General features: G+C 52.3%; 13 protein-coding genes, 1 tRNA gene and 1 other RNA gene. 10 read left to right on the plus strand and 5 right to left on the minus strand.

The annotated features are described in order from the left end of the window. Positions 1-21: 21 nt before the first annotated feature. From carA to NQD60_RS08085, 3 genes are all read right to left on the minus strand, one after another. Entirely contained in the window at positions 22-1,176 is a 1,155-nt protein-coding gene (gene carA, locus NQD60_RS08075; protein WP_257100399.1) for a glutamine-hydrolyzing carbamoyl-phosphate synthase small subunit, read from the minus strand. Between the two features lie 252 nt (positions 1,177-1,428). Next, positions 1,429-1,890, minus strand: coding sequence for a ribonuclease HI (gene rnhA / locus NQD60_RS08080; RefSeq protein ID WP_223692349.1), 462 nt, complete (start codon positions 1,888-1,890; stop codon positions 1,429-1,431). Then, a complete protein-coding gene (locus NQD60_RS08085; protein WP_257100400.1) occupies positions 1,890-2,660 on the minus strand; it encodes a class I SAM-dependent methyltransferase in 771 nt (256 codons plus the stop codon). Before NQD60_RS08085 ends, rnhA begins: the two co-directional genes overlap by 1 nt. Positions 2,661-2,669: 9 nt before the next feature. On the opposite strand from NQD60_RS08085, the gene gloB reads away from it, so the two are divergent. The 4 genes from gloB (at position 2,670) to NQD60_RS08105 (ending at position 6,070) form a co-directional block, all read left to right on the plus strand. After that, on the plus strand, positions 2,670-3,470 hold the full coding sequence (gene gloB / locus NQD60_RS08090) for a hydroxyacylglutathione hydrolase (protein WP_257100401.1): 801 nt from the start codon (positions 2,670-2,672) through the stop codon (positions 3,468-3,470). 75 nt (positions 3,471-3,545) lie between these two features. Next, complete coding sequence (locus tag NQD60_RS08095) at positions 3,546-5,147, plus strand: transglycosylase SLT domain-containing protein (protein WP_257100402.1); 1,602 nt, start codon at positions 3,546-3,548, stop codon at positions 5,145-5,147. A gap of 55 nt (positions 5,148-5,202) precedes the next feature. Further along, on the plus strand, positions 5,203-5,916 hold the full coding sequence (gene dnaQ, locus NQD60_RS08100) for a DNA polymerase III subunit epsilon (protein ID WP_257100403.1): 714 nt from the start codon (positions 5,203-5,205) through the stop codon (positions 5,914-5,916). A 79-nt stretch (positions 5,917-5,995) separates the two neighbouring features. Then, positions 5,996-6,070 (plus strand) — tRNA-Val (locus NQD60_RS08105). A gap of 659 nt (positions 6,071-6,729) precedes the next feature. Here NQD60_RS08105 and rnpB read toward each other — a convergent pair. Both rnpB and pyrC read right to left on the minus strand, forming a co-directional pair. Then, an RNA gene (gene rnpB, locus NQD60_RS08110) (RNase P RNA component class A) lies at positions 6,730-7,126 on the minus strand. Between the two features lie 29 nt (positions 7,127-7,155). Next, on the minus strand, positions 7,156-8,244 hold the full coding sequence (pyrC, locus tag NQD60_RS08115; RefSeq protein ID WP_257100404.1) for a dihydroorotase: 1,089 nt from the start codon (positions 8,242-8,244) through the stop codon (positions 7,156-7,158). A gap of 373 nt (positions 8,245-8,617) precedes the next feature. Between pyrC and NQD60_RS08120 the strand changes: the two genes are divergently transcribed. The 6 genes from NQD60_RS08120 (at position 8,618) to cofD (ending at position 21,007) form a co-directional block, all read left to right on the plus strand. Next, entirely contained in the window at positions 8,618-14,284 is a 5,667-nt protein-coding gene (locus NQD60_RS08120; protein ID WP_257100405.1) for a non-ribosomal peptide synthetase, read from the plus strand. A gap of 423 nt (positions 14,285-14,707) precedes the next feature. Continuing rightward, a complete protein-coding gene (gene folE2 / locus NQD60_RS08125; protein ID WP_257101300.1) occupies positions 14,708-15,556 on the plus strand; it encodes a GTP cyclohydrolase FolE2 in 849 nt (282 codons plus the stop codon). Positions 15,557-15,698: 142 nt separating this feature from the next. Then, a complete protein-coding gene (gene cofE, locus NQD60_RS08130) occupies positions 15,699-16,511 on the plus strand; it encodes a coenzyme F420-0:L-glutamate ligase (protein ID WP_257100406.1) in 813 nt (270 codons plus the stop codon). Positions 16,512-16,723: 212 nt separating this feature from the next. Further along, positions 16,724-17,383 (plus strand): 2-phospho-L-lactate guanylyltransferase, encoded by a 660-nt coding sequence (gene cofC / locus NQD60_RS08135; protein ID WP_257100407.1) that lies wholly within the window; start codon positions 16,724-16,726, stop codon positions 17,381-17,383. Further along, the gene (gene cofH, locus NQD60_RS08140; protein WP_257100408.1) at positions 17,361-19,862 is read left to right on the plus strand and encodes a 5-amino-6-(D-ribitylamino)uracil--L-tyrosine 4-hydroxyphenyl transferase CofH; all 2,502 of its coding nucleotides are present in this window, start codon (positions 17,361-17,363) and stop codon (positions 19,860-19,862) included. Before cofC ends, cofH begins: the two co-directional genes overlap by 23 nt. Before the next feature lie 143 nt (positions 19,863-20,005). Continuing rightward, positions 20,006-21,007, plus strand: a complete 1,002-nt coding sequence (gene cofD / locus NQD60_RS08145; RefSeq protein ID WP_257100409.1) for a 2-phospho-L-lactate transferase — start codon at positions 20,006-20,008, stop codon at positions 21,005-21,007. Positions 21,008-21,034: the final 27 nt, after the last annotated feature.

Raw genomic sequence — 21,034 nt, forward strand, 5'->3', positions numbered from 1 at the left:
AAAATTCTCTAAATAGTTTTCTTATACGGCCGCTTTGTTGCTAGCACGTTCACGCTCCATGAGCGTGATGAATCGATCGAATAAATAGCCTAGATCATGCGGCCCCGGCGATGCTTCTGGGTGGCCCTGGAAGCAAAATGCCGGGGACTCCTTCAAAGCAAAACCTTGCAAGGTACCGTCAAATAGCGAAACATGCGTGATCCGGGCGTGTGCCGGCAAGCTCTGCGCATCCACCGCAAAACCGTGATTTTGCGAAGTAATCACCACGCGGCCATCATCCAGGTCTTTCACCGGATGATTAGCGCCATGATGGCCGGTTTTCATTTTGACTGTCTGCGCGCCAATCGCCAGCGCCATAATCTGATGCCCAAGGCAAATGCCGAAAGTTGGCAATTTTTGCTCGATCAACTCACGCACAGCACGAATTGCATAATCGCATGGCTGAGGATCGCCCGGACCATTGGATAAAAAGATGCCATCCGGTTTAAGCGCCAGCGCCTCAGCTGCGCTCGTTTGAGCCGGCAGCACAGTGACCCGGCAGCCACGCTGCGCTAACATGCGCAAAATATTAAATTTGACGCCATAGTCAAAAGCCACGACGTGGTAGCGTGGTTGCGTCAACGTGCCGTAGCCAGTACCCAACTGCCATTCGGTTTGCGTCCATGCATAGGGTTTAGGCGTTGAGACAACTTGAGCCAAGTCCTTCCCTGACAACCCTGCAAAAGCTCTGGCCAACGCCAGCGCTTTCTCAGCATCCGTGTCGCCAGCCAGAATACAGCCGTTTTGAGCGCCACGCTCACGCAAAATCCGGGTCAAGCGACGCGTATCAATACCGGCAATCGCGACCGTCTGCTGCTCGCGCAGATAATCAGCAAGCGGCTGATGCTGACGGAAATTAGACGACAATACAGGAAGATCACGAATGATAAGGCCGGCCGCTTGTATTTTTGCAGCATCAATATCTTCGTGATTAACCCCCGTATTACCAATATGAGGATAAGTAAATGTCACCAGCTGATGAGCGTAACTCGGATCCGTCAGGATTTCCTGATAGCCCGTCATTGCAGTGTTAAAGACTACCTCACCCACAGTATGACCGGCAGCGCCAATCGAAACGCCACGAAAAATCGTGCCATCAGCAAGCGCAAGCAAAGCAGGTTGAAAAGACGGCAACACGGCTAACTCCTAAAGGCAACACGCCTACTGTCAACCCGCCGCCGGTCACTAAAAATTGCCCGTGTGCTCGCCAGAGAGCTCCACATCAGCATTAAGGCTTGGCTGCATGCAGTCGCACTTGACTATGCGGGACCAGAACGGAGGATACGGGTAGGCGCTAAGATAAATTTAACTCAGATAAACCTTCTAATTATAACTTGAAAGCGTTCTATTTTTTGTATTTTTGAGGATAAAACCTTACCCCTTATCTGCTTAGCCGCTATTTGCCTGATATTTCTGCGCCTCAATCAGGCCACGATTAGCCAACGCATCAGCACGCTCATTCTCCGGGTGACCCGCGTGTCCCTTAACCCAGCACCATTCAATTTCATGCTGGTTAGCTAGCCGATCTAAGCGCTGCCATAAGTCGACGTTTTTCACCGGTGTTCTCGCTGAGGTTATCCAGTTTTTTTGCTTCCAACCGTGGATCCATTGACTAATGCCCTGTTGCACGTATTTTGAATCTGTATAAATAGCAATTTTGGCGCGGCGCTTTAATGCTTCAAGAGCCGCAATCACCGCCATCAACTCCATCCGATTATTGGTGGTAGCCGGTTCACCGCCTGACAATTCTTTTTCTTGCATACGATAGCGTAACAACGCACCCCACCCCCCTGGACCTGGATTGCCTTTACAAGCCCCGTCGGTGTAAATTTCGATCGTTTCGGAATGCATCATTTACGCCTCTGAGTTTGTGGCGTGGCCACCGGCGGCAAAGCAGGCGCCAGGGCGGCAGAACTGCGCGGCGCGGCGCCGACTAAACGTACGCCACGCACGCGCTTAATCGCCGTAATCATGTACACTGCGCCAAAAATAGGCCACCAGCGATCCCCGGCTTTTTCTACGCACGCAAATCGCGTCAGCCACTGTTCATTCATAAAGGGCGGCTGATAACAACCAAAGCGCCCGCGATTTAATTCAAAACCCAGTAACTTAAGCCAGTCCTTGAGACGCGAAAACGCAATCAGCTTACGGTGAGCAGGCACAAAAGAACGCTTAGTTAACCCCTTAAGCGCTTGTCGAGCTCCCCATAGACTCAATGTATTAAAGCCAAAGATCACCAATTGTCCTTCGGGCAACAACACACGCTCAACTTCTCGTAATAGCCGATGTGGCTCACACGTCAATTCAAGCGTGTGTGGCAAAATAAGTAAGTCGACACTTTGGGAGGCGAAAGGCAGCTCAGGCAAATCGCACCGAATGCAGCTATATTCGGCAAACGCAGCCAACATTTTTAAATCAGACTCTGCATTCAACACCACCGCGCGGGATGGCATGCGATTTTCACGCAGCGCATCAAGTTGAGGCAGGCCAAGTTGTAATGCATAATAGCCGAAGATATCACTCACCAGGCGATCAAGTTGTGCCTGCTCCCAGGCAAGCACATAGCGCCCAGGGGCAGAAGCCGCCCAAGCGGACCACTCTATAGTAGATTGATTAGACATGATGCTCCAATGAATACGTCATTTACTGCTCGCAAATTACTTGAGTACGTAGCAGTCCCCGCGTTTCAAGATAACTATATTTGGTTGGTATCGGATGGCCAAGCCGCATTCGTGGTCGACCCAGGCGATGCAACCCCGGTCATCGCTCAATTGCGCGAACGTGGCTGGCATTTAAGCGCTATTTTACTCACACATCATCATTATGATCATGTCGCTGGAGTAGCGAGCCTACTTAGCAGGTGGGACGTCCCTGTATATGGCCCCGCGCAGCAGACCATCGACACCGTCACGCACCCGCTCAAACATAATGATACGGTATGTCTGCTGGCACCGCAGTTAGAATTTGCCGTGCTTGAAATACCCGGCCATACAAATGACCATCTGGCTTATTTCATCAAAGGCGCACAGCAGACAGCGCCTCGCGTATTCTGCGGCGATACGCTTTTTGCTAGCGGCTGCGGCCGTCTATTTGAGGGTACGCCGCAGCAGATGCTTGCCTCACTCGATGCGTTAGCCGCGTTACCCAGCGCCACGCGCGTACACTGCGGACACGAATATACGCTAGCGAATATCCGCTTTGCGTTAGCTTGCGAGCCGAATAATTTAGACTTACACACCTGGCAACGCCAAGCACACACTCTGCGTGCACAGGGTAAACCAACCGTACCCACGACCTTGGCTCACGAAAAACGTGTTAATCCCTTCTTACGGGTTGACCAAGCAGAAATACAGCAGCGGCTTGCTGTGCCAACGAGCGATCGGCTCGCTACATTTATCGCGCTGCGTGAATGGAAAGACCACTTTAGTTAAAATACGGTTGAAAACAAGTTAAGCTTCCCTGCTATGCTTGTACTTTTTACGGCTTTACCTGGAATTCTTGCCCTAATGAGATTCATCTTTAGTGTGCTATGGGTCGCATCGGCCATATTATTAGCCTCCTGCGCCAGTAGGCTGCCCGCTAATACTGAGAACACGCTGTCCACGGTAGATGAGCGCTCTTCTTTTTTCTCTTCTTTCGCCGCTCGTTTTAAAACCGCCAACGTTGATCAAACGATTGACCTTGACCATGATTCCGTCAATGCCCATAGCGGGCATTCGGCTGATTTATGGAGCCGTATCCGGCGCGGTTTTCAGATGCCAGATCTCAAAAATGACCTAGCCCAAGCACAACTGTCTTGGTATGCTGCACGGCCTGAATATGTCCAGCGCATGACCGAGCGTTCCAAACTTTATCTTTATCATATTGTAGAAGCGCTGGAAGCACGCAATATGCCCACTGAGCTTGCGTTGCTGCCCTTTATTGAATCTGCCTATAACCCACAAGCCCTGTCAGTCGCTAAAGCGGCAGGTATGTGGCAATTTATCCCGGGGACAGGACGCAGTTATAATCTCAAACAAAATATTTTCCTAGATGAACGCCGCGATGTACTCGCTTCAACCAATGCCGCGCTCGATTACTTAGCTAAGCTACACGGTATGTTTGGCGATTGGCGCCTTGCCCTAGCAGCTTATAATTGGGGAGAAGGCAATGTCTTGCGCGCGATCGCGCGTAATCGCAAAGCAGGTTTGCCAACGGATTACCTCAGCCTAAAAATACCTAAAGAAACGCGTCATTACGTACCCAAATTACAAGCTGTTAAAGATATCGTTGCGCAACCGCAAAAATATGGCTTAACGCTGCCGTCGATTCCAGATCATCCCTACTTTGTCACCGTGACGACTGCACGCGATATTGATGTTGCGGTAGCCGCACAGCTTGCCGGCTTATCGGTTGATGCATTTCATGCACTCAATCCATCGTTTTCAAAACCGATTATTTTAGGGGCGACGCAGCCACAAATTTTGTTGCCGTTTGAAAATGCACAAATGTTTGAGCAAGGCCTAAATAACTATCAAGGTCTACTCTCAAGCTGGACCACCTATACCGTCACCAAACGCGAGCGCACAACGACGCTGGCAGCAAAAATCGGCGTTGATCCAGCAACCTTATCTGCGATCAATAAAATTCCGGTTGGCATGCGGCTCAAGCCAGGCTCTACGGTACTAATACCCAAAGTCAAAGCCGCAGACGATGAAGATATCAGCGCCTATATCGCAGAAAATGCAGTCTTCGCACTTGAGCCGGATGTGCCAGACACCCGCAAAATGTTGATTCGTGTGCGCCGGCATGAAACGATGGCCGCCTTTGCTAAGCGCTATCGTATCCCGGTTGCCCAAATTCAAGCGTGGAACCATACCAAGCGCACCAAGCTCGCGCCTGGGCAGATTGTGATGCTGCATGTTCCGACGAGCCAAAAACCTACGTTGGTTAAAGCTAAACTGCGCGTGCGGCCACTGCCGCCGACAGCCAACGCAATCAAGGCACGAGCCGTTAAGCTCAACGCGAAAAAACCCGTAGTCAAGCACAAAGCAAAAGTTGGGCCAATCAAAACCCCCAAGGCCAAGGCCCAAAGCTCGCTGCCGGTGCGAAAAATAGCCTCAAATTAACCCGCTCTATTCACCAAAAACAGAACCGAGATAACCCGTCTCAGTGGAAACATTTATGCGCCAACTTGTACTCGATACTGAAACGACCGGCCTGAAAGCCCGTGGCGGCGATCGTATTATTGAAATTGGCTGTATTGAGCTCATCAACCGCCAGCTCACCGGCAACCATCTACATTTTTATATCAACCCAGAGCGTGACAGCGACCCAGGGGCGCTGGCGGTACACGGGCTAACCACCGAATTTTTAAGCGACAAACCCAAATTCGCTCAAATCGCCAGCGAACTATGCGATTTTGTCAAAGGCGCACAAATTATTATTCATAATGCGCCGTTCGACGTCGGATTTCTGGACGCCGAATTAGCCTTACTGGGCCTTGCGCCATTTAATGAACAGTGCGGCACGGAAGTGATCGATACGCTCGTTCATGCAAGGCAGATCTTTCCCGGCAAACGCAACTCGCTCGATGCGTTATGCGAACGCTTTAGCATTAGTAACGCGCACCGGACCTTGCATGGCGCGCTCCTTGATGCTGAGCTACTCGCTTTAGTTTACCTAGCCATGACGCGTGGCCAGGAGAACCTATTGCTGGATATGCTAAACGAGCCCTCCGCCGAGACCCGTCACCATGCGTCGATCGCACTTGAGCAACTCATATTGCCGGTACTCCGTGCAACTCCAGATGAAATCGCGGCCCATATCACTGTATTAGACGAATTAGAAAAAGCCGCAAAAATCCAAAGTGTGTGGCGCAGCAGCATTGAAAAGTAGCGTTCCACACCCTTTATCTGATAAGCTTATTGGTTGTGCTACGCAGACATGCATGCGTGACTATCTCAAGCAGCAATTAGGGCGATTAACTCAGCGGTAGAGTGCCACCTTCACACGGTGGAAGCCAGTGGTTCGATCCCACTATCGCCCACCAAATCCTTCCCGCCAGCGACATTGTGCTTTTCTTTAAGAATCGTAAGCTCGCTGAAATTTTCTACGACCCGCTTTTTACTAAAACAAAAAGGATTGAGTCGATACCCCTGCCTTGCTGCGCTAAAAAGCCAGGCGAAATACCTATAAACGTAATGGATAAAAAAAAGCCCAAACCGGAGTTTGGGCTGAATCCACCAAAGGAGGAGGGTGGAGGAGACACTGCTTGGTTACCAATCGATAACCGATAAACAGATTATAGCAATGACTCTTGTGCAATGCAAGGAACTTTATAATATAAAATCATTTTTTACATTATGAAAAATTAGAGGATTTTACCAGAAAAATAAAAATGCTTATTATTCAATAGGTTAGGCCACAACACCCCAAGCCTGGGCGTTACCTTACAGAAAATTAGAGAACTATTCAGTCGTTATTTTAGGTCATTTACCCTAAAAATTAATTTGCTGCGCAGCACAAATTATTTTGGATAATCTATCTGCCACGGGCTTGAAATGGTATCCGTTTGCCACGCACACGCACACGCACACGCACACGCCACAGTCGCAGCGTAAGTAATACCCAGATGAATAAATGTGAAGAAGAAAAAATACTGAAGAGGTTCGCAGCCCCAATACACAACGGGGCCTAACTATAAAGAAAAGGCAAAGCAGACCGATAAGCCGGATTCTGTGCACGCAACCAGAGTTGCGCGTGACAGCCATTCCTCTAGGCACGTCATTGCTGACGCGCTCAAGCTTCCTACCCGCGAACTAGCAAGGGGCCTGCTTGCACCCTATAGATGCATGCTCGCCTATTTGGAATTGCTCCGGGTGGAGGTTACCGTGCCAGCTGCGTCACTGCAGCCGCGGTGCGCTCTTACCGCACCGTTTCACCCTTACCTGAGCCATCAAACTTAACGCTTGAGGCCATCGGCGGTTTGCTTTCTGTTGCCCTATTCCGCGTGTCGCCACGGATGGCCGTTAGCCATCACCCTGCCCTTTGGAGTCCGGACTTTCCTCCCCCTTCTAACGAAGGCGGCGGCTGTCTGGTCTACTTTGCCAGGTGAAGTTTAGCACGCTTACTCAGTTAAGCAAGTCGCCATGCGATTGTTTCACCTGCACCTAATGGCACAATCGTGTGCTCACCTGCGGGTAATTCAAGTGGCAGCTGCCATGACTCGCGCCGCAGCGTAACCGTTCCTGAGTTGCGCGCCAAGCCATAAAACGCCGCGCCGTGAAAGCTTGCAAACCCCTCAAGCTGCGCCAAGGCACCGACCCGATCAAAAGCCTGCGCGTAAAGTTCAAGCGCATGCAAAGCCGTGTAACACCCAGCGCACCCACACGCATGCTCCTTCAAGCCTTTAGGGTGTGGCGCACTATCCGTACCTAAAAAAAAGCGCGGATTACCCGAGGTTGCCGCTTTTACTAATGCCATCCGGTGCCGCTCGCGCTTTAAAACTGGCAAGCAATAATAGTGTGGCCGCAGCCCTTTTTGGAACAGCGCATTGCGGTTATACAACAGATGATGCGCGGTAATCGTCGCGCCAAACGTGCCAGGCGCTGCCTCTGCGTCGCGCACATAGTCAGCCGCTTCTTGCGTGGTGATATGCTCAAAGACAATCTTCAACGCCGGAAATGCGCGCCGCACAGGCACCAGTACTTGATCGATAAATACTTTTTCACGATCGAATAAATCAATTGACGGATCCGTCACTTCACCGTGCACCAGCAGCGGCAAACCAAGCTCTTGCATCACTTCAAGCGTTTTTGCGCAGTGTTTAAGGTCCGTCACGCCGGCATCTGAATGAGTCGTGGCCCCTGCCGGATAGAGCTTAATCGCGTGTACAACGCCTGACTCATGGGCGCGACGAATTTCATCAGCAGGCGTGTTATCGGTGAGATACAGTGCCATCAATGGTTCAAAATCCGCAGATTCTGGCAACGCATCCAGAATGCGGCGGCGGTAAGCCAGTGCTTGCGCTGTGATCGTTACCGGCGGATTCAGATTGGGCATCACTAGCGCGCGCCCAAACTGGCGCGCGGTATGCGGCAACACAGCCGCCAGCATCTCGCCATCGCGCAAATGCAAATGCAAGTCATCCGGACGCGTCATGGTGAGTGAGTTAATCTGCGCTGTTTGGGGTTGAGTGAGAGCTTGATTAAAGTGATTTTCCATGAATTTGAGCCTAGCTCAGAAGAGATACGATTCAATTTATTATAATCTGCAAGCGCATCTTAGTGGGATGATTAGAAATTAGAGTATAAACACAAATTGTGCTTGCGATAAATTTGCTCATCAGGCAAAATCTTTCCCACTTTCAATCGGAATTCATCCATAAAGAAGTAATCGACGCATTGCAAACTCGCGTTGTGTTGGTATGAGAACCTCAACAATACGGGCTTGCTCCTATTTTGCAAGAGCTTAGTGCCAAACTTCAACAGCCCCCTAGTATTTTTTAGGTTCTGTAGTCCAAGTTCCATCATTGAAATTTTATAGCGTGGCCCATCAACCTATGGCCGACCTTTAATTTTTGCTTTAGATAAGACTTATGCCTGCTTGCGTCAATCCAAATCCAGTAACCTATCCCTTATCCGCTGCACAAATGGAGATTTGGCTCGCGCAGCAAATCAACCCCCGTAGTCCTGTCTACAATATTTGCCAATTCACAGAAATCCATGGCGCCGTTGACTCGGCCTTGTTCGAAGCCGCCTTGCGACAGGTGGTCGCGGAAGCAGAAAGCTTTTGTCTTCAGTTCATCGAAAGTAGCGATGGCATTCAACAATTTGTCAGTTTACCGGATTGGTCACTTCCTTTGATCGATCTCAGCGCAGAGGTTGATCCTCAAGCTGCTGCCGAAGCTTGGATGAAAGCGGACTACGAACAGCCAACCGACCTACTGAATAACCTGCCGTTTGGCTTTGCATTGTTAAAAATCGCACCTGACCGATTTTTTTGGTATCAGCGTTGTCACCATATCGCGATGGATGGGGCCAGTGGCCGCCTCATCGCGCAACGCATGGCGCAGGTATATAGCGCACGAGTCAAAGGGGTAATAGCGCAAGAGCGCCCATTCGGACCCGTATCGCTGCTGCTGGAAAATGACGTTCGCTACCGCGCCTCTGCGCACTTTACAAAAGACCGGGAATATTGGCGTGCGCACTGCGCGGATTGGCCTAGCGCGGTGACACTTGCAGATAAGCAAGCCCCCGCTTTGCACCACCGTTTGCGTCAGACAGCTTACCTCTCTTCTCAAACAATGCGCACTTACGCTTCTGACGCAAGTGGTTTGGCTCAGTTTATTACCGCTGCCGTGGCGGCGTATCTTCATCGTTTAACCGGTGCTCAAGACGTGGTGTTGGGCTTTCCGGTGCCAGCTCGCTTTGGCGAAGGCCGGCGTATTCCCGGCATGACTTCTAATGTCATGCCTATCCGACTCACGGTGCAGCCAGACACGAGCCTCACATCATTGATAGAACAGGCGGCGCAAGAGATTAAACACGGCTTTCGGCATCAACGCTATCGCTGTGAAGAGCTACGGCGAGAACTCCGACTGGCGCAAGGCCGGCCATTGTTTGGTCCCACCATCAATCTGATGCCATTTGACCATGACCTGCGCTTTGGCAAACATGCATCGGCCACTCATAATCTTGTCAATGGGCCGGTCGAAGACCTGATGATCGCGGTCTATGTCCTATCCGGGGACAGCCCATTGCGGATTGACTTTGACGCGAACCCCTCCCTCTATACAGCAAACGAACTCATTGCACACCAGCGCCGTTTTCTAAAATTCCTGGACGCCCTGGTCACAGAGCCCACCCAGCCAATCGACGGCATCGACCTGCTCAGTGCAGCGGAGCGGCGGCAATTGCTGGTCGAATGGAATACAACGGAGGCGCCGTATCCAGCGCACCAATGCATTCATCAGTTATTTGAAGCACAGGTTGAGCGTACACCGGACGCCATTGCCTTGGTGTACGAAGGTCAGGCATTAGGGTATGCGGAACTGAATGCGCGTGCTAATCGTCTTGCGCATCAACTCATCGAGCTGGGCGTTCAACCAGATACGCTGGTGGCGATCTGCGTGGAACGCAGCCTAGCGTTGGTGGTGGGGCTACTGGCAATTCTCAAGGCGGGTGGTGCTTATGTGCCACTTGATCCGGCATATACGGGCGAGCGGCTGGCGAGCATTCTCACCGATGCGGCGCCACGGATCCTGTTGGCAGACGCAGTGGGCCGCGCCACATTGGGCGAAAGGGCCCTCGCCTCGTTGACTGTGCTCGATCTAGCGGTGCAGCCAGAACAGGCAGTCACTAATCCGCACGTGCTTGGCCTGACTGCTCGTCATCTTGCCTATGTAATCTACACGTCCGGTTCTACCGGCGCCCCCAAAGGCGTGATGGTTGAGCATGCGCAGATTGTACGTCTGTTTGATGCCACAGAACCTTGGTATCACTTTAACCAGCATGATACCTGGTGCCTGTTTCATTCCTTTGCCTTCGACTTTTCGGTTTGGGAGCTCTGGGGAGCCTTGCGCTATGGCGGGAAACTGATCTTAGTCCCTCATCAGATTGCCCGCTCGCCACAAGAGTTTCATCGGCTGGTTTGCGAGCAAGGCGTGACCGTATTGAACCAGACGCCCAGTGCTTTTAAGACTTTTATTGCCAGCCAAACACAAAGCCAATTGCGCGATCAATTACGCTATGTGATTTTCGGTGGTGAAGCGTTTGAACCTGCAATCTTGCAGGCATGGTACGCCATGCGTTCGGAGCACGCGCCTCAATTAGTGAACATGTATGGCATTACGGAAACCACCGTGCATGTCACTTACCAGCCGCTACGACAACAGGATAGTCATCAAGTGGGCAGTCCGATTGGGGTAAGGATTCCCGATCTTAAGGTTTATCTGCTGAACGCCGATGGTCAGCCCGTGCCGTTGGGAATGGTGGGCGAACTGTATATTGGCGGAGCGGGTGTCGCACGTGGCTATTTGAACCGCCCTGAATTGACCGCCGAGCGTTTTCTTTGCGATCCGTTCAGCAATCATGCCGAGGCCCGCATGTATAAGACGGGCGACTTGGCCCGCTATCTGCCCGACGGCAATCTCGAGTTCCTCGGCCGCAACGATCACCAGGTTAAGATCCGGGGCTTTCGGATTGAGCCCGGCGAAATCGAAGCGCACCTTATCGAGCATCCTCTGGTGCGCGATGTTATCGTGCTTGCGCTAGGCGAGGACGGCGACAAGCGGCTGGTTGCCTATGTTGTGGCCGAGATGGACGAACAGCTAGCGAGCACACTGCGTACGTATCTCGTGGCCGGGTTACCTGAGTATATGGTGCCGGCCGCCTTTGTGCGCTTGGATGCACTGCCGTTGACGCCCAACGGCAAACTTGATCGTCGGGCACTGCCGGCGCCGGATGGCGAAGCCTTTGCGCGCCAGGCATACGAGGCGCCGCAAGGTAAGATAGAAACCACGCTGGCCACAATCTGGGCAGAGCTGCTCGGGGTTGAGTGCGTCAGCCGTCACGATAGCTTTTTTGCGCTCGGTGGCCATTCAATGCTCGCGGTGCGGATGATCGAACGCCTGCGTTCTCTTGGCTTGACGCTCTCGGTACGCGCGTTGTTCGATACGCCTACGCTGAGCGAGCTGGCCCAATCGCTGGGCCTGCACCGGGAAGTCTCCGTGCCGCCCAATCTCATTCCATCCGACATCACCATGCTTACGCCGGACATGCTACCGTTGATCGATCTCAGTCAGGCCGAGATCGACTGGATTGCGGCACAGGTCCCCGGTGGCGTTGCGAATATCCAAGATATTTATGCATTGTCCCCGCTGCAAGATGGCTTCCTGTTTCACCACCTGCTGGCGACTGAAAGCGATCCGTATCTGTTGATTGCCCAAATAGCCTTTACTGACCGGGAGCAACTCGATCGTTATCTAGACGCGATCCAGCAGGTCGTCAAGCGCCACGATATCCTGCGTACCGCCTTTGTCTGGGCGCATCTGTCCACGCCCGCGCAGGTAGTCTGGCGTCAGGCGCCATTGTCTATCACGGAGCTCACACTGGATCCGTCCGATGGACCGATCACTGAACAACTGGCTCAGCGTTTCCGTCAGCATCGTCTTGATTTGACCCAGGCCCCGTTGCTGCGTTTCGTGATTGCGCAGAACAGTGATGGCCGCTGGCTGCTGGTCCAGCTGTTACACCATTTGATCGAGGATCATTCGACGCTAGAAATCATGCAGACCGAGGTGCAGGCGTTCCTCGAAGGCCGGGGCGATATGCTGCCCGCTGCCCAACCGTTCCGCAACCTGGTGGCGCAAACGCGTCTGGGTATGAGTCAGGCCGCGCACGAGCGGTTCTTTACCGATATGCTGGCCAAAGTGGAGGAGCCTACGTTGCCCTTCGGGCTGACCGATACTTATCGCGACGGTACCGGGGTTACCGAATCACGCCGACTACTGCCGCAGGAGTTGAACGATCGCCTGCGCGTTCAGGCGAAACGACTGGGCGTGAGCCTGGCCAGTCTATGCCATCTGGCTTGGGCACAAGTGCTTGCACGCAGTAGTGGCCTACAGCGGGCGGTGTTTGGCACTGTGCTATTTGGGCGGATGCAGGCAGGTGACGGGGCGGACCGTGCCCTGGGGCTGTTCATTAACACCTTGCCACTGTGTGTTGAGTTGAACCGCAGCGTTGAGCACAGTGTGCGGGATACGCATGCGCTCCTAGCTGGACTACTCGACCATGAGCATGCATCGCTGGCGCTGGCCCAACGCTGCAGTGGTGTGCCGGCTGGTACATCTTTGTTTAGTGCGTTGCTGAACTACCGGCACCACATTGTGGTGCCATCAGAGGGCCAAATGGCACCCGGCATTGAGTTGTTGAGTGTGGACGAACGCACGAACTATCCACTCGCTCTGTTCGTGGAGGATTTCGGAAAAACGTTGGGACTGATCGCTCAGGTTGTGAATCCGCTTGATCCTAATCATATATGCGGTTATATGCAGCAGGCGCTGCAGAGCCTAGCCGAAGCGCTTGAACAGCGGCTGGACAAACCGGCTTGGCAACTGGAAGTGCTGCCGAGCGAAGAGCGCGAGCTTCTGCGTATGTACAAGACGGGGGACCTAGCGCGCTACCTGCCCGACGGCAAGCTTGACCGTCGAGCGCTGCCAGCCCCGGACGACGAAGCCTTCGCTCATCAAGCGTATGAAGCGCCACAAGGCGAGATCGAGATCGCATTCGCCACAATCTGGACTGAAATGCTTGGTTTGGAGCGCATCAGCCGTTACGACAGTTTCTTCGCGCTCGGTGGCCACTCGCTGCTCGCCGTGCGGATGATCAATCGTATTCGCACCACGTTGGGCGTCGAGATTGCCCTCCACATGCTGTTTGAAGCGCCTACCATCGCGGGACTGGCGCAGCGTTTACTCAAGCTAGACGGAGCCCAAGACGATTCATTTAATGTCTTGCTTCCCATCAAGCCAGAAGGCGCTCGGCCACCTCTTTTCTGCGTTCACCCCGTGGCTGGTCTGAGTTGGAGTTATATCAGTCTATCTCAGCATTTAGACGCGGACCAACCTGTCTATGGTCTGCAAGCTTGTGGACTCAGTGGCGTATCACAGCTTGCAGAAACAATCGATACCATGGCGTTAGACTATATTAAACACATTCGCCGCATTCAGCCTAACGGGCCTTATTATTTGCTGGGATGGTCTTTTGGCGGCAATGTTGTTCACAGCATCGCAACTCAGCTTGAACAACAAGGCGAAAGAGTCTCGTTGCTTGCTTTGTTGGATAGTCATCCGGGCCCTTTCCAGTTGGACAATAAACTTGAGTTAGATCAAGAAACTATCTACATCAAACTTCTTGATCGCTATAGCGATGAAAATATTTCAGATGCGGGGGAATATTTATGGGAAAAAACCCGAAATATCATCAAAAATAACCTTTGCCTTTTAAATAATTTTTCTCCGCTCATTTATTCCGGCGACCTGCTCTTCTTTCATGCAACGATAATGGCAGATGGATCTACCCAGCCCTCCTTTTCTCATTTATGGAAACCTTACGTTCTCGGCAATATCGAAACTTACGATATCCACTGCAAACACGACGATATGGATAGGCCCGTGCCAACCGCTAAAATCGGTCGTATTCTAGCCCGAAAACTAGATGAACTACAGAAGAAGCATCACCCACCCCAAAGCGAAGAGGTGTAAACAGGGGTTCTTACATGGTTAGAAATTAAAGTTGCCCGCTTTTCACAGATAATCTAAACTACCCAAAACTTAGCCGCACACCTCAGCGTGACATGACACTCTCTATGCAACGCTGGGCTAGTAACACAATGTAAAAACAATGAGTGTAGTCAATCGATGCGCTGGTGACAATTGAAAAGGAGGAGCGTGTGCTGAAAAACGGAGACTCAGCCCATCTCAAAGACCTGATCGCTACGGGTATCTAGCACCTTAACTCATCATTAAATTTGCCAGGTTTTATCGTTCATAGGGGCCGGTGCAGCAATTGGCAGACTGTGACTTAGAGAGCGTCCGCATAGACAGATCATGCGGATCGAAATTAGGGGACTGAGCACCAACTCAACTGAATTTATTATATAAAAAGCTCAAGGGGATTATATTATGATGAATTGTGTAGACTCTGTTTTGGCTATGTCAGATGTGCAAAGCAGCACTGATCACCGCGAAATCTCGATTCAGCGAGTTGGCATCAAAGCGATACGTCATCCACTAACAGTACTGAGCGCCACTGGTGCGAGCCAGCCAACAATCGGCCATTGCGAGCTTGATGTTTACTTACCGGCCGATCAAAAGGGCACTCATATGTCGCGCTTTATTGCCCTATTGCAAGAAAGCACGGTAGACCCTAAGACAGGAAACACGATCCCGCTCGATCTCTCCGGCTTTCAGAAGATGGCCCTCAAGATGCTCAACAAATTAGAGAGCTCCGCGGGCCGCATTGAAATTACTTTTCCTTATTTCATCAATAAAACAGCGCCAGTATCGGGAGCTCAAAGCTTGCTTGATTATGAGGTCAGCTTTATTGGCGAAGCGCATGGCAATACGAGCCGGATTTTTTTGAAAGTTTTGGTGCCCGTGATGAGTTTATGTCCATGCTCCAAAGAAATCTCGTTCTATGGCGCGCATAATCAACGCTCGCATGTGACCATTAAGGCAGAATTAAATAGCCTTGAGCTATCGATTGAGGCATTGATACGCATCGCTGAGGAATCGGCATCTTGTGAATTGTGGGGGCTCTTAAAACGGCCAGATGAAAAATTTGTGACCGAGCACTCTTATGATAATCCAAAATTTGTCGAGGATTTAGTGCGTGATACTGCTAGCCGGCTCAATCAAGATGATCGGATTATCGCTTACGTGCTTGAAGCCGAGAATTTTGAGTCGATCCATAATCACAGCGCGTATGCATTAATCGAATATGATAAGCGGAAAAGAAACTTGAAAGTTGTTTAAATTTGTCCGGCTCAATACACCATCATGGCTAATGCGAAAACAATCGGGCTACTGTGCGGCACACTTAGACGCCCGTTTAACTTTCCTTGTTGGTGAAGAGCTGACTCATTAATCATTGGAAACTTAAAAAGGAGAGCAGGAGATGAGCCGTTTTATACCATCAAGCAAAAGCCTAACGTTACACGCCGTATCTGGCATTCCCCTTATCCAGACTGGGGATGACCTTAGCCAAATCATTCTTAAGGCGCTACATGAGGATGATCTCATCTTAGCAGATGGCGATGTGTTGGTGCTTGCTCAAAAGATCGTTTCCAAATCTGAAGGGCGATGGGCTAAGTTATCCTCAGTCACGCCTTCTAAGCAAGCCATCGATTTGGCACAGAAGGTCGATAAAGATCCACGACTGGTTGAACTCATCCTCTCTGAGTCGGTGGAAGTCATCGCGCACAGGGAAACAGGTATGCTCATCGTCATGCATCGCCATGGCTTCGTCATGGCGAACGCCGGTATTGATCATTCGAATGTTGGCGGTGGCGACACCGTACTGTTACTGCCCAAAGACTCTGATCACAGCGCGCAGAAATTGAAAGAGCAGATTCACCACCTGTGCGGTGTCAACGTTAACGTTATCATCAATGACAGCTTTGGCAGAGCCTGGCGCCGCGGTACGGCGGGATGCGCAATTGGTGTGGCAGGCTTTGCGCCGCTTAAAAACTATATTGGAAAGCCAGATTTATTTGGCTGCCTCTTACAGACAAGTCAAGTGGCAGTAGCTGACGAACTCGCCGCAGCGGCCTCCTTTCTGATGGGGCAAGCGGACGAGAGCAGGCCTGTTGTGCTGATCCGCGGCGCGAATCTGCCCCCAGCCGATGGAACGATTCAGCAGCTGATTCGTAGCAAACCAGAAGATGTGTTTCTTGAGACGGCGTCTACGTTTTCGCTAAAAGCCGCGTGAACGTTGGCTTAGCACAAGGCATCGCAAAAAGAGAACGGGCGAACCATCGGCGCGGAGTGTGTCAATCAGAAATGATTAGACAACTAAATTATTATATGGCAGCATCGTGTTCAAATATAAAAATATTGAATGAAGAGCCCATTGAAGTGACGCGCATTCACAATGCGCGTCACCTTGATTTTTCAGGAAAATAATAAAAAGGAGATTGCACTATGCATTCTGCTTCTGCGCGTCAGCGCAGCGACGGTATTTGGGGAGTAGTGCCATTAAAAGCGCCTGAATGCGCTAAGACACGCCTGGCTGGCGTTCTCAGCCACGCCTCCCGCCGCTCATTGTTTTTCTCAATGGCCAATCACGTCATTAGTACGCTGAAGGCATCATCCCAAATCGCGCGTCTGCTGGTGGTTACGCCTTCTGAAATCAGCGCAGAGATGGCTCGGGCCGCGGGCGCAGAGATCTTGTGGGGACCACCCGATGAAGGCATGGCCAACGCCTGCGCGCGGGCAACCGCCCATGTTGCCGCAGCGGGCGGACAACGTGTGATGTTCGTCCCCGGCGATTTGCCGCTGCTAGATGTAGCCGCGGTCGACATGTTGAGTCGCGCACCAGTAGATGCAATTGGCATGGCACCGAACCGGGAAGGCTATGGCACCAATGGGCTAATTTGCCGACCTGGCGCGATTCCGATGCATTTTAGCGGGCACAGCCTGTCCGCTCATAAAGACGCCGCGCGGCGCGCAGGAATTGATGTTTGGATCGTCCGCTCAAGAAGCTGGGCGTTAGATGTTGATTTACCAGCCGATCTTGACGAATTCAAGTCTTCTATCAAAGATGTCCAATGGAGGGGTTATGATGAAAGCAGCAATGAGTAGTCCGGTGAGTCAAATACTCAAGAAAATTGAGTACTCCGCTGATGCCGCTCAGCCAAGGCTGAATCAAAAGGAGTTAGCGTATGAACTTGAGGCGGTGCAGGATTGGCGAGCGCTGTCTGATCTTGCCTCGGCCTGGCGAGACATCGGCTGGGGTAACAACGTAAGCTATTCGCGCAAAGTCTTTATTCCGCTCACTCATCTGTGCCGAGATGTCTGCCACTACTGCACCTTCGCTAAAGCGCCACGGGTGGTTGGCCCAGCGTTTCTGACGGTGGAGCAAGCGTTAGAGATTGCCCGGGCGGGCGCTGCAGCAGGCTGCCGCGAGGCCTTATTTACGCTGGGTGACCGGCCTGAAGCGCGCTATGCAGCTGCGCGCGAAGCACTCCAGCAACTCGGGCATGCTAGCACAGCCAGCTACGTCGCCGAGGTCGCGCAACGCGTACGGGCCGAAACAGGGCTACTACCACACTTCAATATGGGCGTGCTCAGCGCTGCCGAGTACCAAGCGTTGCGGCCGCATGCGCCTTCTTTCGGAATCATGTTAGAGACGGCCTCTGAACGGCTTTCCGAGCGTGGCGGGCCACATTACGGCTCGCCGGATAAACATCCGGCAGTGCGGCTTGAAACGATGCGCTTAGCTGGCGAAGCACATATACCGATCACTTCAGGCATCTTGATCGGCATCGGCGAGACCCGCCGTGAGCGGCTGGAATCGCTCTTTGCGCTGCGCGATTTGCATGATCGCTATGGACACCTGCAAGAAGTCATTGTGCAAAATTTTCGCGCCAAAGCCGGCACCAAGATGGTTAACGCTCCTGAGCCATCGATGGACGAACTATGTTGGACCACAGCGGCTGCCCGTTTAATCCTCGGCTCAGCCATGAGTATTCAGGTGCCACCTAATCTTTTCGAAGGCGATCTCACCGACTTGATCCGCGCGGGCATTAACGATTGGGGAGGTGTATCGCCCATCACACCCGATCACGTCAACCCCGAAGCGCCTTGGCCGCACCTCGAACGGCTGAGCGACGTCACGGCCCGTGGTGGCAAGGTATTGGTCGAGCGGCTGACGGTCTATCCGCAGTATATCGATGCCCGCGATCAATGGGTCGACCCAGGTTTGCACCGCGACCTTCTCCTCCATTCAGACTGTGGTGGACTGGCCAGAACCGATGGTAAATGGATAGCGGGCTCCAGTACGGCAACCGACATCTCCAGTCTGCAGATGCAGACTACGATACCCAATGCGGATAGCATTTCGCCGCAGACCATCGATATTGTCAACAAATGCTTGTCTGGCGATCGCCTTGAAGAAGCTGATCTCGTGCATTTATTCAAGGTCCGCGGCAACGATTTCGCGTATGTTACGCAAACGGCTAATCGTCTGCGCCAAGAGACCAACGGAGACAATATTACTTATGTTGTCAATCGAAATATCAACTACACCAATGTCTGCCAATATCATTGCAACTTCTGCGCCTTCTCAAAAGGGCGCGTAGAAGAAAGCTTGCGCGAAAAACCCTATATCGTCGAACTTGACGAAATCCGCCGCCGCGTCCGGGAAGCTTGGGATCGCGGCGCCACCGAAGTTTGCCTGCAGGGTGGCATTCATCCTGATTACACGGGACACACTTATCTCGACATTTGCTCAGCGGCCAAAACGGAATGCCCGGACATTCATATCCATGCCTTTTCACCCCTTGAGATCATGCATGGCGCACAGAGTCTGGGCAGAACAGTCAAAGCATTTTTGTCTGATTTGAAAAAAGCTGGCTTAAGTACCTTGCCTGGCACTGCGGCCGAGATTTTAGATGACGAAGTGCGGCGTCAGATTTGTCCAGACAAATTAAATACGCAGGAATGGCTGACGGTGATTCGAACGGCTCACGAGCTAGGCTTGCGCACCACCGCCACGATCATGTTTGGCCATGTCGAATCTTACCGGCACTGGGCGCAGCATATCCTCAAACTAATCGAGCTGCAGCGTAACACAAGAGGGCTGACTGAGTTTGTCCCGCTGCCCTTCGTGCACGAAGAAGCTCCTCTGTTCAGAAGAAATCGCTCTCATCAAGGGCCGACCTTGCGCGAAGCCGTTTTGATGCATACCGTAGGACGCCTAGCCTTTCATGGTCTGATTGATAATATCCAGACATCTTGGGTGAAGATGGGCGAGCAAGGCTCACAACTTTGCTTGCAGGCAGGTGTTAACGATTTGGGTGGCACCTTGATGAACGAATCGATCAGCCGTGCTGCCGGCGCGGCCCACGGACAAGAACTACCGCCAGCAGCGATGGCAGCACTTGCTGCCGGCTTGGGACGAACCGCCGTACAGCGCACCACGCTGTATGGGCGCGTGAGTATCGAGCGGCAGCAGGCGGCCCAGGCCGCTCTTCCGCTAACCCCTGTCAAGTACGTAAAAGCCGGGCGTCTGGTGCGCGGAGAGGGCCACCAAGTCCTACGCACCGTGGCGTCGTCATGAGCTAAATTTTCTAAAACACCGCGGCGTCATGAGCTAAATTTCTAGCCTTGTGATTGACGCCGTGAAAAACGCTGAAGTAGCGTATACACCCGCTGCAACAGCATTAAAAACGCTCTCATGCGGGTCTCCGTAAGGAAAATAGGATGGCAAAGTATGTTGCATTATGCGGCGGGGTTGGCGGCGCCAAATTGGCGTTTGGATTAGCCCACGCCCTCCCCCCCGGCGAATTAACGATTGCGGTAAACACCGGTGACGATTTTGAGCATTTTGGCTTGCTCATTTGCCCCGATCTAGACACAGTTGTCTATACGCTCGCAGGCATCGCTGACGCAGGCAAGGGATGGGGACGTGCTAGCGAGAGTTGGTTAGTGCAGGAAGAACTGGCTCGTCTAGGCGGGCCAACCTGGTTTCAGCTCGGTGCTAAGGACCTAGCACTTCACCTTTATCGGCGCAGCTTGCTTGACGGCGGAAATAGCCTATGCGGCGTGACCACGACACTCGCTAACACTTTGGGTATCAAGCATACGATTGTCCCGATGTCCAATGACCCAGTGAGAACCATAGTTGAGACAGATGAAGGCGCTTTGGCTTTTCAGAGTTATTTCGTCGCCCGGCGATGTGAGCCGCGCGTCTCGGGCTTTCGCTATGAAGGCGCTGCCACAGCAAGAGTATCACCGGCGCTTGAGGCAGCGCTCAACGCACCCGATCTCACTGGCATCATCTTATGCCCTTCGAACCCATTCGTAAGTATTGGGCCGATACTGGCATTGCCAGGGATGCGCGATCAGTTGCGCACCAGTAATGCCCCAATCTTAGCCGTTGCACCGCTGGTCGGCGGCGCAGCAGTCAAAGGGCCGTTGACCAAAATGATGCATGAACTAGGGCTCAAGGCTTCCATTGACGGGATCGCCTCGCTTTACGCTGATTTTCTTGACATTCTTGTTATTGATCCGCAGGACGAGTGTGATGCCAGCGCCTTGTGCACGGATTCGATAGAAATCGATATGATCAAAACGCTCATGAAAACGCCTGACGAGCGTATCACTCTCGCGCAGCACGTCCTGGCCCGTCTTAAAAACCTATCCTCAGATGGCCGTAAGCAGGTGCCATCTGATAGAAAAGGACACGTGTACGCACTGTCTTAGCCCGCGTCGACTTATCTCAAATCTCGC

Source organism: Mycoavidus sp. SF9855 (assembly GCF_024582735.1).
Lineage (GTDB): Bacteria > Pseudomonadota > Gammaproteobacteria > Burkholderiales > Burkholderiaceae > Mycoavidus.

Excerpts from the sequence above, each read along its gene's own strand:
- rnhA (WP_223692349.1), bottom strand. The coding sequence starts at position 1,890 with ATGCATTCCGAAACGATCGAAATTTACACCGACGGGGCTTGTAAAGGC.
- NQD60_RS08085 (WP_257100400.1), bottom strand. The coding sequence starts at position 2,660 with ATGTCTAATCAATCTACTATAGAGTGGTCCGCTTGGGCGGCTTCTGCC.
- gloB (WP_257100401.1), top strand. The coding sequence starts at position 2,670 with ATGAATACGTCATTTACTGCTCGCAAATTACTTGAGTACGTAGCAGTC.
- NQD60_RS08095 (WP_257100402.1), top strand. The coding sequence starts at position 3,546 with ATGAGATTCATCTTTAGTGTGCTATGGGTCGCATCGGCCATATTATTA.
- dnaQ (WP_257100403.1), top strand. The coding sequence starts at position 5,203 with ATGCGCCAACTTGTACTCGATACTGAAACGACCGGCCTGAAAGCCCGT.
- pyrC (WP_257100404.1), bottom strand. The coding sequence starts at position 8,244 with ATGGAAAATCACTTTAATCAAGCTCTCACTCAACCCCAAACAGCGCAG.
- NQD60_RS08120 (WP_257100405.1), top strand. The coding sequence starts at position 8,618 with ATGCCTGCTTGCGTCAATCCAAATCCAGTAACCTATCCCTTATCCGCT.
- folE2 (WP_257101300.1), top strand. The coding sequence starts at position 14,708 with ATGAATTGTGTAGACTCTGTTTTGGCTATGTCAGATGTGCAAAGCAGC.
- cofE (WP_257100406.1), top strand. The coding sequence starts at position 15,699 with ATGAGCCGTTTTATACCATCAAGCAAAAGCCTAACGTTACACGCCGTA.
- cofC (WP_257100407.1), top strand. The coding sequence starts at position 16,724 with ATGCATTCTGCTTCTGCGCGTCAGCGCAGCGACGGTATTTGGGGAGTA.
- cofH (WP_257100408.1), top strand. The coding sequence starts at position 17,361 with ATGATGAAAGCAGCAATGAGTAGTCCGGTGAGTCAAATACTCAAGAAA.
- cofD (WP_257100409.1), top strand. The coding sequence starts at position 20,006 with ATGGCAAAGTATGTTGCATTATGCGGCGGGGTTGGCGGCGCCAAATTG.